This window comes from Synechococcus sp. HK01-R, assembly GCF_014217855.1.
Classification (GTDB): domain Bacteria; phylum Cyanobacteriota; class Cyanobacteriia; order PCC-6307; family Cyanobiaceae; genus Synechococcus_C.
Map to the genome: position 1 here is coordinate 1,160,432 of NZ_CP059059.1, position 12,419 is coordinate 1,172,850.

Below are 12,419 nucleotides of genomic sequence, written 5' to 3' on the forward strand. Positions count from 1 at the left end.
CCCGTCCGGTTCACCGGGCGGGGTTTTTACTTGGGATCCAAAGTTGACGGGGCCTTGTGTGGTCGACAGTTGCAGCGCTCTCATCGCTGAAGGCTTAGCGTCACGATCCTTTCGATCTCATCGATGACGAGTCAGTGGGAGAACTTTCTGCGCAATCTTGGTGAGTGGCATGGCACCTTTGCGTCACTTGATTCTTAGCAGCGAGAGTTGTCTCGTACCAGTTCGATTCTCACCTTGGAGCAGGGAGATGATGAGCGTTTGGTGCGCTTTGGGTTGCAGCGCTGGGAGGACCCGGCGCTGTCCGGCTCGGCGGCTGATCGCGGCGCACCCACTAGCTCCATGCAGCAGGACTATCGAACACTGGGGCGTCAGGTTGTCTTCTTCCCTTCAGGCACATTCTGCAAGGGGTCCCAGCAGCTTGCTCCTGGGACTGCTTTTGGAGGCGAATTCGGTTTTATCGACGCCAACCGGCGTCATCGCCTGGTGATTCTTTTTCGTGAGTCCGGAATATTTGAGCGATCTGTTCTGATTCGGGAGTTTCGAGCCGGTACTGATGTGCCTGAGCGCCCATCCCTTTCGCCTGAGCAGCTGACTGGTGAATGGCATGGCGAGGAGCTGACGATCACGGCGGACTGGCCTGAACCATCGCTGGCCTCTGTGCAGTTGTGCCTTGGAGTTCAGGATCTTGCTGGAGTCCGTTGGCTGCCCGATGGCGGTGCTTTTCGCGTGCCTGAGCAAGTCAGCCATCGCGCTTCTTTTTGCGTGGAAGCCTTGTGGATGCAGGCTGATGGACAGCTTGAGCAGTTGATCCGTCGCTATGACAGCTCTGGTGCCTGGCAGTCAGTCACCCAGCGGCGTCTCCGTCGCCAGACCCCCTGAGCTGCTGAACAGGATGTCGAGAGTGCGCAGATAGGTGTGCAGGCCGGCATCTTGAATGGGAAGTACATAGGCATCGGCTCCTGATTCGTTGTGGTGCGAATGCCAGTAGCCGGGCGGTGTCACAAAGGAGGCGCCTTCAAGCCAATCCTCCCGATGGGGATTGAGAATCCTGCCATCACGATCCAGCTGCGTGCCGATCAGGGTGTAACAGCCTGGTTGGCAGGCCACGGCGAAATCAAGCGCAATGGATTGGTGGCGGTGTGGCTTCTGCTCCTGTCCCGCCGGCAGGATCCCCAGCATGGCCCAGAGTGTGTGGCTCACCGTGCGCGTCTGAGGGAAGGCGCTGTTGCCCAGGAGCACGCTCACCCGATTGGCCTTGGCACCGGAGGGACTTTCGGCGATTTCAGCTAGATGACGCTGACTGTCGCGGTGGCTGTAGAAGGTTGGTTTAAACCGGCTTTCGCTTGGTGTGACTCCGAGATGACGCAACAGTGGTGCGTCGTGAACCCAGTAGATGGCAGCCTTGTGGGCGCAGGTGTGGATGGCGTCTCCGCCGGCCGGCAGCACAAGGATGTCGCCTTTGCTCCAGGCGAAGCGTTCACCACAGGCCGCGGTTTCTCCCTCGCCCTCGGCCACGAAGAACAACTGGCTGGTCGCTACGGCGGCGGTTCGCAACTCGCCTTGATCCAGGCGGATGAAGTTGGCACACAGAGACGGACCTGTGGCGGGGCCTGCGCAGCCCAGCTCCTCACTCAAATCCAGCGGCAGCAACGCGCTACCAGGCTCCTGGAAGAAGGCAGGTGAGAAGGATCGATAGGGCACCAACGCTGTCAGGCCACTGCGAATCGGGTTGGCGGCTTCGCCATAGGAAAAGAATTGCGCCTGCTTCGAGGAGGTGCGCTGGGTCGATGCACTGCTGACCATGACGGACACACCCCACGACAAAGAGCTTTACACCTTACGAATCGCTGCACCCTGGTTCCGTATGCATCGCGTCACTGTTGGGTGGCGATTCAGTCACATTTGGGCCTTGGCTCCGCGCTCCACTGGGCAGAGCCTGCGCAGTTGCTTGTCCATGTTCCCTTCCCGCTGGCCATCGATTCCTCCCAAGCTCGAGTTGGTGCTTCTACTGGCTGCCGCCACCACCACGTACAACCTGACCATGCAGATGCTGCCCAGTCAGCGCATCGACCTCGCGCAGGTCAGGCTTGATGAACCGGTTGCTGCCCCATCAAGAGTGGCAAAGGCTCCAGGCGTGAGCTCCGTTGTCCATGCCTTCAGGCCTAAAGAACTCCCGGACGCTGGTCCCTGCAGGGTTCCGCCCGGGGGTGGTCCTGCTCTGAATGCCCGCTTTGAGCCCTGCTGAGGATCATCCATCCAACTGCGGAGCAGGCTCCTGCCGCACTCCGCGCCAGCGCTTCAGGAGCAGATACATCGCCGGCACAACAAACAAGGAGAGCAGGGTGGACACGAGCAGACCACTGAAGACCACCGTGCCGATGCTGAGACGACTGGCGGAGCCAGTGCCGCTCGCCAGGAGCAGTGGCAGGAAGCCCGCCAGAGAGGTGACCGCCGTGAGCAGGATCGGTCGCATGCGGTTGATCGCGGCTCCTTCGATCGCATCAAGCAGAGCCATCCCCTGCTCCAGCCGCTGGTTGGCGAATTCCACGATCAGGATGCCGTTCTTGGCAGCCAGGCTCACCAGCACCAGCATTCCCATCTGCCCGTAAACATCGAGGGGCAGTCCGCGCAGCTTGAGGCCGATCAGTGCTCCAAGCAGGGCCATCGGCACCGTGAGCAGGATGATCAACGGATCGAGGAAGCTTTCGTAGAGACCGGCCAGCAGCAAATACACCACCAGAATCCCCATGCTGAAGAGGATCCATGACACGTCTTCTGCCTTGGTTTCCTCCTTGGCTAAGCCCGTGAATGCCAAGCCAAGACTGGTGCCGCCCGTGCGCTCACTGATGTCTTGCAGCAGGTCGATCGCCTGACCGCTACTGACGCCATCGCTTGGAATCGCCGTGATGCTGATGGATCGGTTCTGGTTGTAGTGGTTGATGCTGTTGGCACCTTCGGCCGGCTTGAGTTGGGCCACGTTGGCGACCGAGACCAGATCTCCTTGGCGATTGCGCACCATCAGGCTGGTGAGATCTCCTGGATCACGGCGGTTGGCTGCATCGAGCTGCAGATAGATCGTGCGGATCTGCCCGCCTTCGAAGGTGTCATCGATGTAGCGGCCGCCGATGGCCGTGCCGATGTCCCGCAGGGTCCGCCCAACGGGTAGGTCGAGCGCTGCCATCTGGCTGCGGTCGATCTCCAGGCGCCAGCGCGGTGAGCTGGCATCGAAGCGGGTGCTCACCCGCTCGAAATCTCCAGTGGCCTCGGCAGCGCGGATGAAGCGCTGGGCCTGCTCCTCAAAGTCCGCCAGGCTGAGCTGGCCGGCGCTGCGATCGAGCAGCTCCAGCTGAAGGCCCGACTCACTACTGAAGCCACGCACTGTGGGGGGGGTGGTGACCACCACGCGGGCATCCTTGATGCGCCGTCGCAGGGCCCTGTTCAGGCGTTCCTTCACGGCTTCGCTACTGTTCACTGCCCCCGGTCGATCCTTCAGAGGCACCAGCCGCAGATAGAAGGATCCCTTGTCTTCACCACTTTGTCCGAAGGATCGTCCCGCGTAGAAGTTGCCGGTGCGAATCAGCGGCTCGCCAGCCACCACCTGTCGGATCTGTTCCATCACCGCTTCGGTGCGCTCCAGGCTGGCTCCGTCTGGGAGGGTGAAGTAGCCACGCACCTGACCCTGATCTTCATCGGGGATGAAGGCGGTGGGCATCGTCGCCAGCCCAATCCCTGTGATCATCAGGCCCGCCAGCAGCAGGGCGATCACCATGCGTCCCCGGGGGAGCCAGATTGCCAACAGGCGTCCATAGCGCTCTTGCAGGTTGCTCATCCCTCCACGCAGGCTGGCGCTGAGCCGTTGAATCGGACCGGGCAGTCGGCCGCCACCGGGGCCGAGCACCCTGGCGCAGGCCATCGGGGTGAAGGTGAGTGCATTGAAAGTGGAGAACAGGATCGCGCCACTAATCGCCAATGCAATCGGCTGATAGAGGCGGCCGATGGAGCCAGGAATCAGCAGCACCGGCACGAAAACGGCCGCCAACACCAGCGAGGTGGCGATCACAGCACCGGCAAGTTCTGCCATCGCATCTTCTGCAGCCCCCTGAGGTTCTGCGCCCCGCTCAATGCGACCAGCGATGTCTTCACTCACCACGATCGCGTCATCGACCACGATGCCCGTGGCCAGCACCAGGCCAAAGAGGATCAGGCTGTTGAGGTTGGAACCGCTCAGTTTCACGATCACCAAACTGCCAACCAGGGCCACCGGCACGGCGATCCCAGGGATCATCGCTAGACGCCAGCGGCCAAGAAACAGCACCAGCACCACCAGCACCAGCAGCACCGCATCCCTCAGGGTGTCGGTGGTGCGGTCGAGGTTGGCCTGAACCGTCTCGGCCACATCCACGATCACCTGCATGCTGAGCCCTGGGGGGAAGTTCTCCTGCAAACGGGTCAGCTCGGTTTGCACCGCTCGGCTCACCTCAAGAGCATTGGCACCGTCGCGCTGATAGATCCCCACAGCCACGGCACTCTCTCCCTGGAGATTCATGGCGCTGCTTCCGTAATTCTCTTTGCCGAGTTCCACCCGGCCCACATCCTTCAGTCGCACGAGCCCACCGGCGGCGGTGCGTTTCACGACCATGGCCTCGAAGTCAGCCTTGCTGAGTAGTCGGCCTTCCGCATCCACCGGAAGGCTCAACATCTGGCCGGCAGGAGCCGGCGCCTCGCCCAGGCTGCCCAGGGCGGCCAGCACGTTTTGCTCGGCCAGGGCTTCGGTGATGTCGTTGCTCGTGAGGTTGTATTGCTCGAGCTGTGCGGGGTTCAGCCACAGGCGGAAGGCCAGTTCGCTGCTACCGAAGACCCGGATATCGCCAACTCCCGGCGTGCTGCGCAGCGACTCACGCAGGGTCTGGTCCAACCAGCCCCCTACGAAGGTGGGGGCATAAAGATCTTTGGGGGCACTGAAGCCAAGGATCAGCAGGATGTCATCCGACGATCTGCGCACGTTGAGCCCCTGACGGGTCACGGCCTGCGGCAGTCGACGATTCGCCAGGTTGACCTCGTTCTGAACCTTGATCGCATTGAGCTCCGGGTCTCCCCCTTCAAAGCGCAGAGAGATGCTTGCGCCTCCTTGGCGACTGCTGGAGCTCATGCTCTCGAGACCCTCCAGTCCGTTGAACTGTTTCTCGAGCACGGCGGTCACGCTCTGCTCCACCACCTCCGGCCCTGCGGCTGGGAAGGTGGCGCTGACACTCACGCGGGTGGGGGCAAGCTGGGGGAGATCCTCCAGTCCAAGACCCACCAGGGCCACCAGGCCGGCCAGCAACACCAACAGGCTGCACACGATCGTGAAGACAGGCCGGCGCAGAAACGGCTGTGAGATGGACCGCAAGGCAGCACCTGCTGCAGAAGCGCAACGATCTTGACAGCGAAAAGCCCCTGATGGAGGCCAAGACCTCCATCAGGGGCAATCAAGGAATGAACAGGGATGACTGGAAAGTCAGACTGATCTGATCAGCTGACGCTCCAGACGCCACCAGCGATGTTGACCAGGGGGGCAACGATGGCAGTGCCAGCCAGGAACCAGGCGAAGGCGGCACCGCCGCAACCACCCAGCCAGAAGCCGCTGGCGAACTCAGCCCAGCCGGCCTTCGTGAACAGATCGGCAGGGGGGTTGTCGATGGTCGCGTCGGCAGGCTGCACATTGGGGCCGTTGCCGGCGGTGCCGTAGATCGACAGGCAGACGGTCAGGATCGAGACCAGACCGATGGCAGCCAGCAGACCTGCGGTGGCGGCGTAGTCGGTGTTGCGCAGGGGGCCGCAGACGGCGAAGGGGCCGTAGAGGAAGAAACCATGGGCCATGCCCACTTCCAGGCCACGGCGGTTGGGGGACAGGGCCGGACGGTAGGCGGGCAGCGCGTTGAGGAAGGCCTTGGCGAAATAGCTGCTGTTCACCGGGGTGGCCAGGTTGCCGACGGTGGGATCGGCGACGGGGGTCACAGTCATGGGAGGAATCGGAATGACGGTTTGGGAAGCGAGCGGTGCGACTCAGTCGCGAGCTTCGATCACGTTGAAGAGCAGTGCCATGGCCACAGCCGGGCCCATGATTCCCACCAGGGGCACGAACACGGAGGGCATCCAGGCGGCGACGAAATCTCCAGTCATGGCGACGGCCTAAGCCAAAAAGGTCCGCCGTTACTGTAGGGATCGCTTTTCTTAGCGCCCGCCGCCGGCTTTCGCGGCGACATAAAAGTTCAATCCCCCGATGTCTCAGTTCTTTGCTAGTGGCGCTGCCATCGTTCTTGCGCTTCTGCTCTGGGGAATGGGCCGTCGGCCCCGCAAGACCCTGTTGCGAAGCACCGACGCGGCTGCCGTCGCCGCCCTTAATCGCGCTCAGGTGGAGCTTGTGCAACAGGCGCAGGCTGAGCTGGAGCCGGTGGGCCTCGATGGTGAGCCTTGGTCGCTGCCATCCACAACGGCGGAACGTCTGACCCTGGAAACCGAGCTACGCCGCCTGATGTCCGGTGACCCGGAGCAGCGGATGGAGGCGGTGCGCCTTGCGGCCCTGTGGGGGCACAGGGCAGGACTGCCTGTGTTGCGGCGAGGGCTTCGCGATCCCGATCAACGCATCGTGGAAGCGGCTGCAGCGGCGATGGAGCGCCACCGCGGCGCTCCAGGGCGCCGCAGCGTTCAGCTGGCGCGCCTGCCGCGCAACGTGGCCCGGATGCGATAGATCGGCCGACCCTGGCTTTCGTGATACGTGCGGATCAGTAGCTCTGCCAGCAGGCCGAAGCAGAACAGCTGCACGCCCGTGAGCCCCAGCACCACCGCGAGGGTGAGCAGGGGGCGGTTGCCAATGTCGGCACCCATCAGCTTGATGGCCAGAAGGTAGGCGCTGGCCACAAGGCTGGCGGCGATCGCCACCAGGCCACCGAAGCCGAAGACATACATCGGTCGGGTGAGGAATCGCTTCATGAACCAAACCGTCAGCAGGTCCATCAGCACGCGGAACGTGCGGTCGATTCCGTATTTGCTGCTTCCGTACTGACGGGCGCGGTGGTTGACCTTCACCTCTGTGATCCGGGCTCCTTCAATGAAGGCCAGGGCGGGCAGGAAGCGGTGCAGCTCGCCATAGAGACGCATGTCGCTGAGCACTTCGCGGCGATAGGCCTTGAGTGAGCAGCCGTAGTCATGCAGGCGCACGCCTGTGACCCGCCCGATCAGGCGATTGGCGATTTTCGAGGGCAGCTTGCGTTGCAGTGCTGCATCTTGGCGCTGATGCCGCCAGCCGCTCACCAGGTCGAAGCCCTCGCGCAGGGTGGCGAGCAGCAGCGGGATATCGGCGGGATCGTTCTGGAGATCACCATCCAGACTCACGATCACTTCGCCGCGTGCCACGTCGAAGCCGGCCGCCATTGCTGCGGTTTGGCCATAGTTCTTGCGCAGCAGCACCCCCACCAGCTCTGGAATCTCCAGGCTCAGATCCTCCAGCACCTGGGCCGTGCCATCGCTGGATCCATCGTTGACCAGCACCAGCTCGAAACGTTCGCCTGTGGGGCGTAGGGCCGTGAGCAGCTGCTCCACCAGCTCAGGCAGGCTTTCCTCTTCGTTGTAGAGAGGCACCACCACCGAGAGATCGAGCGGAGCCTCGCCCGCATCGAGGGCAGTGGCTGAGGGTGCGGCGCTGAGGGACATCCCGGTGCGGTTCGGTGGGGGCAACCTAGATCGGGCTGCTACGGCAGAGGCTGCTCGGCCGAGCCTGTGATGGCTGGGGCTGTTACGGCAATGAGGTTCCGTCATGGCAGCGATGCACGCGGCCGGCCCCGCGCAGTTCCGCCCGGTAATGGCAGGCGACCGGGTGCTGATCACGGGGATGAATGCAGTCGCTGCCGATTCCGTTGCGGCCATGTTGCTGTCCTGAGCTGTGCCAGTAATGGCCTCCACCCCTGTGAATTCCCACATGGGTGCAGCGCTGAGGTGTGCCGAAGAACAGCAGGTCCCCGGGGCGCAGCAGCCTGTCATCCCCGGCGCGCACGGCGACTGGCATGCAGAACCGCTCCTGCTGATAGGCGTCCCGTGGCAGCCAAATTCCGGCGCTTGCAAAGGCCGTTTGCACCAACCCTGAGCAGTCAAGATTTGGCCCGACCGTGCCACCCCAGAGATAGACATTCGGCCTGGCCGCAGCAGCGGTGATCCAGCTGAGCACTGCCGGCAGCCGGTGGACGATCGCCTTCTCATCGAGCAGCGTCGGTCTCCATGGGGCGCTGCTGCGGGCCTGGCCGACGATCTCTGTCAGCGCCATCCAGCAGGGATAGCCATCCTCCAGCAGCACAACGCGCAAGCGCCCAGGGTGGGCCTGTTCTGGGCTGTCCAGCACCCGGAATCGGCGGCCCGCCGCTGCTTGGGTCGCCAGACCATCGCCTGCAGCACGGGCGTAACCGTTAACGCTTCGCGTCAGTTGCCAGACGCTTCCTGCTTGGAGCAGTTCAGGGGCGAGTGGGGTGCCTAGGGTCGGCATGGTTCAGCGGCCAGCTTCATGGCGTTCTACCGTCCCGACCCGGCGATGCAGGAGCATCTGTCCTCCCTGTTGCGCCGACTGGAGTCGGAGGGCCGGCCTGGACTCACTGAGCAGGTGGCCATCACTTGGGTGCGCTACGACCAGCAGGCTCCGGCTGCCGGCACTGGCCTCGGAGCGGCCTGGGCGGATCAGCGTCTCCTCTATCCCGCCAGTGTGGTGAAGCTGTTTTATGCGGTGGCGGCTGAGGATTGGCTGCAGCGCGATCTCCTGGTGGACAACGACGAATTGCGTCGGGCTCTGCGGGACATGATCGTGGACTCAGGCAACGACGCCACCGGTCTGGTCGTGGATCTGCTCACGGCTACCACCAGCGGCCCCACCTTGCGGGGGCAGGCCTGGAGCCAATGGCAGCAGCAGCGGCAGTTGGTCAACACCTGGCTGCAGACGATCGGATGGCCTGAGCTGGAACGCATCAACTGTTGCCAGAAAACCTGGAACGAAGGGCCCTATGGCCGCGAACGTGACTTCTATGGGGTCATGAATGACAATCGCAATGCCCTCAGCACGGCCGCTACGGCCAGGGTGCTGGAGGCTGTGATGACCGATGCGCTGCTGTCCCCTCCGGCCAGCCGTCGTTTACGCGATCTGCTGGAGCGTTCCCTCGATCTGGCCCAACGGGCCGCCGATCCTGAGAATCAGGTGGATGGATTCCTGGGGGAAGGGCTGCCTGCAGAGAGCAGGGTCTGGAGCAAGGCCGGCTGGATGAGTCAGGCCCGTCACGATGCCGCCTGGTGGAGCTTGCCTGATGCCTCACCGTCCCTCTTGGTGGTGTTCAGCGACGGCCAGGAGCGTGCGCAGGACACAACATTGCTTCCTGCTCTGGCAAGAGAGCTCGCTGCGTTTGCGATCGATTAAGTCAACGGAGAGGGAGGGATTCGAACCCTCGACAGAAGTTGCCTCCTGTAACTCCTTAGCAGGGAGCCGCTTTCAACCACTCAGCCACCTCTCCAGCGGCTCGCCCACCTTACCAAGGAGTGGGCCCAGAAGGTCAGATCACCACCCTTGGCAGACGGTGTTTGAAACCGCACAGCACCTCCCAGGGGATGGAGCCGCTTTGCTCACTCCAATCACGGGGGGTGATCCTCTCAGCACCGTCTTGGCCCAGCAAGGTCACCACGCTGCCGGCTTCCAGCTGGGGATGGTCGGTGGCATCGAGGATCAGTTGATCCATGGTGATCGCTCCAACCTGGGGTAGACGCCGACCCTGGTGCAGGGCGGCGATCCGACCCGAGAGCGCTCGGCTCACGCCATCGGCGTAGCCAATTGCCACCACGGCCAGTCGGCTGGGGCGCTGGGTGATGAAGCGATGCCCGTAGCTGACCCCAACGCCGGCGGACACCTGGCGAATCAGTGTCACGCGTGCTTTGACGGCCATGGCCGGCTCCAGGGCTAGGGCTCCATCCAGATGCGGGCTTGGGCAATGGCCATAGAGCGCCAGGCCAACGCGGACCAGGTCGTGATGGAGAGCCTGGCTGCGTAGCGTCCCGGCCGAGTTGGCGAGATGACGCAAGGGGCCGCCGGCGGGCAGGTGTTGCAGAACCGTTTCAAACCGTTGTTGCTGCAGGGCTGTGACCCGGTCACCCTCGCCTTCAGGCTCGCCATCGGCGAGGGCCAGGTGGCTGTAAACCCCGCTGAGTTGGATCTGATCCAGCTGCCCAATCGCCGCTGCCAGCCGTGGTCCTTCTTCCCAGTCGCAACCCAGGCGCGTCATCCCCGTGTCAAGTTTCAGCTGGACACGGAAAGGACGCCCACTGCCACTGGCGAGGTTTTGGCAGAGCAGCGCTTCGCGCATGCTGCTCAGGGTTGGCATCAGTTGCCAGTGCAGGCAGGCTCGCAGCTCCTCCGGTTGGGTGAGGTTTCCCAGCACTAGAACGGGCTGATCCAGTCTGGCCTTCCTGAGTTCGATCCCTTCCTGCAGCGTGGCCACACCGAGCTGGCTGGCGCCGCCCACTAGGGCCGCACGGGCCACGGTGACGGCTCCATGGCCATAGCCATCGGCCTTCACGACCGCCATCAGCGCGCAGGATGGCAGCAGCAGGCCGCGAAGGGACCGGGCATTGGCTTCGATGGCCGCTGGTGATACCTCCAGCCAGGCCCTCTGACGGGGATCGGGCGCTTCCGTGTCCCGCAGGGGCGTCATTGGCTCGGTCGTGAAGGACACCTTGACAGGGGTTGGATGCCGATAGCATGCCGCTTAATCAGGGGGCTGGCATGGGCCAGGTTCTCGTTCTCAATGCGTCCTACGAGCCGCTGAATATCACCACCTGGCGTCGCGCCATGGTGATGTTGCTCAAAGGAAAGGCCGAGGGCCTGGAACATGACCCTGACCACTGCGTGCGTGCCGACCTGCTGGTGCCGACGGTTATTCGTTTGCGCCAGTTCGTGCGCGTTCCGTTCCGTCAGTTGCCGCTGACCCGCCGCAACCTGTTTCAGCGCGACAACCATTGCTGCCAATACTGTGGAAGCCGTGGCGATCAGCTTTCGATCGACCATGTTCTGCCCCGCAGTCGCGGTGGGGACGACACCTGGGAGAACGTGACCACCGCCTGTTTGCGCTGCAATGTGCGCAAGGGAAACCGCACTCCTCAGGAGGCGAACATGCCCCTGCGCCGGGTGCCGCGTCGGCCCTTGAGCAGCCTAAGCTTTGAGGCCACCCGTCAGATTGATTCAGGCCGTCGCAGCGAGTGGGCCAAATATGTGATCGGTGCCTGAGTCTCAGGCGTCCGTGTCGTCACTGAGGGCCTCGAGCTTGGCGCGCTGTTCCTCAGCGATGCAGGCGCCGATCACGTCTTCTAACTGACCCTCCAGCACCGGATCAAGACTGAAATTGCGCCCAAGCCTGTGGTCGGTCACTCGGTTGTCCTTGGCGTTGTAGGTGCGAATTTTTTCGCTGCGATCGCCTGTCCCCACCTGAGCCCTGCGGGCTGAGCTCTCCTTTGCGTTCGCTTCTGCCAGCTGTCGCTCATAAAGCTTGGCGCGCAGGATCTCCATGGCCCGTTCCCTGTTCTGAAGCTGGGAGCGCTCCTGGGTGCAGAACACCCGGATCCCAGTCGGTTTATGGAGCAGGTCCACGGCCGTTTCCACCTTGTTGACGTTCTGGCCGCCGGCTCCGCCTGAGCGCGCTGTGCTGATCTCAAGTTCGGTGGGATCGATCTGCACCTCCACCGGGTCCGCTTCTGGCATCACGGCCACAGTGGCGGTGGACGTGTGCACACGGCCCTGGGATTCGGTGGCGGGTACCCGCTGCACGCGATGGACCCCAGCTTCGAATTTCAGCTGGCTGAACACCGCATCCCCCTTGACCGAGAGGATGAGTTCCCGATAGCCGCCGAGATCGGCGATGTTCGCGCTGACCGGTTGCACGGTCCACTGCCGGCGGCTGCCATAGCGCTCATACATCCGAGCCAGATCGCCTGCCCAAAGGCAGGCCTCATCGCCGCCGGCACCGGCGCGAATCTCCAGCATCACGCTGCGCTCATCCCGTGGATCGCGGGGAAGCAACGCCAGGGTGACCCGTCTGACCAGCTCGTCATGGCGGTCCTGGAGGGCCTGCAGCTCCTGCTGAGCGAGCTCCTCCATGGCGGTATCGCCGCGGCTGTCCCGCAGGAGCGCACGGGTCTGGTCGAGCTCCGCCTCGATCTGATTCAGGCTCGCGTAATCCTGCACCAGGGGTTCCAGTCGCGCGCGCTCCCTGGCAATCGTCTCCAGGCGTTTGGGATCTGCAGCCACATCTGGATCCGCCAGCTGACGCTCCAGGGTTCGGAAGCTGGTTCTGGCGGCTTCCAAGCGGCTGATCAGGGTTGAGCTGTCCATCCCCTCAGGCAGGCGGTGATCAAAAGACCCC

Annotated in this window: 13 protein-coding genes, 1 tRNA gene and 1 pseudogene; 6 read left to right on the top strand and 9 right to left on the bottom strand. The window is 63.3% G+C overall.

Going from position 1 to position 12,419, the window contains the following annotated elements; translation table 11 throughout:
• Positions 1-123 precede the first annotated feature (123 nt).
• A pseudogene (locus H0O21_RS13625) lies at positions 124-540 on the top strand (DUF3598 family protein); the annotation flags it as partial.
• Between the two features lie 15 nt (positions 541-555).
• Positions 556-879: a hypothetical protein gene (locus H0O21_RS13630; RefSeq protein ID WP_370523106.1), complete on the top strand. Its 324-nt coding sequence runs from the start codon at positions 556-558 to the stop codon at positions 877-879.
• Here H0O21_RS13630 and H0O21_RS05955 read toward each other — a convergent pair.
• On the bottom strand, positions 841-1,803 hold the full coding sequence (locus H0O21_RS05955; protein WP_185190731.1) for a cupin: 963 nt from the start codon (positions 1,801-1,803) through the stop codon (positions 841-843). The two genes, H0O21_RS13630 and H0O21_RS05955, sit on opposite strands and share 39 nt — an antisense overlap.
• 151 nt (positions 1,804-1,954) lie before the next feature.
• On the opposite strand from H0O21_RS05955, the gene H0O21_RS05960 reads away from it, so the two are divergent.
• Positions 1,955-2,245, top strand: coding sequence for a hypothetical protein (locus H0O21_RS05960; RefSeq protein ID WP_185190732.1), 291 nt, complete (start codon positions 1,955-1,957; stop codon positions 2,243-2,245).
• Between the two features lie 3 nt (positions 2,246-2,248).
• Here the strand turns inward: H0O21_RS05960 and H0O21_RS05965 are convergent, their stop codons facing one another.
• From H0O21_RS05965 to H0O21_RS05975, 3 genes are all read right to left on the bottom strand, one after another.
• A complete protein-coding gene (locus H0O21_RS05965) occupies positions 2,249-5,389 on the bottom strand; it encodes an efflux RND transporter permease subunit (protein ID WP_185190733.1) in 3,141 nt (1,046 codons plus the stop codon).
• Positions 5,390-5,511: 122 nt separating this feature from the next.
• On the bottom strand, positions 5,512-6,003 hold the full coding sequence (locus H0O21_RS05970) for a photosystem I reaction center subunit XI (RefSeq protein WP_131454746.1): 492 nt from the start codon (positions 6,001-6,003) through the stop codon (positions 5,512-5,514).
• Between the two features lie 42 nt (positions 6,004-6,045).
• Positions 6,046-6,162 carry a photosystem I reaction center subunit VIII gene (locus H0O21_RS05975; RefSeq protein WP_131454745.1) on the bottom strand — a complete coding sequence of 39 codons (117 nt, stop codon included), beginning with the start codon at positions 6,160-6,162 and terminating at the stop codon, positions 6,046-6,048.
• A 100-nt stretch (positions 6,163-6,262) separates the two neighbouring features.
• Here H0O21_RS05975 and H0O21_RS05980 point away from each other — a divergent pair, with 100 nt between their 5' ends.
• On the top strand, positions 6,263-6,730 hold the full coding sequence (locus tag H0O21_RS05980; RefSeq protein ID WP_185190734.1) for a HEAT repeat domain-containing protein: 468 nt from the start codon (positions 6,263-6,265) through the stop codon (positions 6,728-6,730).
• Here the strand turns inward: H0O21_RS05980 and H0O21_RS05985 are convergent.
• Positions 6,688-7,692, bottom strand: a complete 1,005-nt coding sequence (locus tag H0O21_RS05985) for a glycosyltransferase family 2 protein (protein WP_185190735.1) — start codon at positions 7,690-7,692, stop codon at positions 6,688-6,690. The genes H0O21_RS05980 and H0O21_RS05985 overlap by 43 nt on opposite strands.
• 82 nt (positions 7,693-7,774) lie before the next feature.
• Positions 7,775-8,515 (bottom strand): C40 family peptidase, encoded by a 741-nt coding sequence (locus tag H0O21_RS05990; protein WP_185190736.1) that lies wholly within the window; start codon positions 8,513-8,515, stop codon positions 7,775-7,777.
• Between the two features lie 18 nt (positions 8,516-8,533).
• Here H0O21_RS05990 and H0O21_RS05995 point away from each other — a divergent pair, with 18 nt between their 5' ends.
• Positions 8,534-9,430: a serine hydrolase gene (locus tag H0O21_RS05995; protein ID WP_131454741.1), complete on the top strand. Its 897-nt coding sequence runs from the start codon at positions 8,534-8,536 to the stop codon at positions 9,428-9,430.
• A 5-nt stretch (positions 9,431-9,435) separates the two neighbouring features.
• Here the strand turns inward: H0O21_RS05995 and H0O21_RS06000 are convergent.
• Positions 9,436-9,524, bottom strand: a tRNA-Ser gene (locus H0O21_RS06000).
• Between the two features lie 39 nt (positions 9,525-9,563).
• Positions 9,564-10,715, bottom strand: a complete 1,152-nt coding sequence (alr, locus tag H0O21_RS06005) for an alanine racemase (protein WP_185190906.1) — start codon at positions 10,713-10,715, stop codon at positions 9,564-9,566.
• Between the two features lie 71 nt (positions 10,716-10,786).
• Here alr and H0O21_RS06010 point away from each other — a divergent pair, with 71 nt between their 5' ends.
• Positions 10,787-11,287, top strand: a complete 501-nt coding sequence (locus H0O21_RS06010; RefSeq protein WP_131594210.1) for an HNH endonuclease — start codon at positions 10,787-10,789, stop codon at positions 11,285-11,287.
• 3 nt (positions 11,288-11,290) lie between these two features.
• On the opposite strand, the gene prfA is transcribed toward H0O21_RS06010, so the two are convergent.
• Complete coding sequence (gene prfA / locus H0O21_RS06015; RefSeq protein WP_185190737.1) at positions 11,291-12,388, bottom strand: peptide chain release factor 1; 1,098 nt, start codon at positions 12,386-12,388, stop codon at positions 11,291-11,293.
• Between the last annotated feature and the right edge of the window lie 31 nt (positions 12,389-12,419).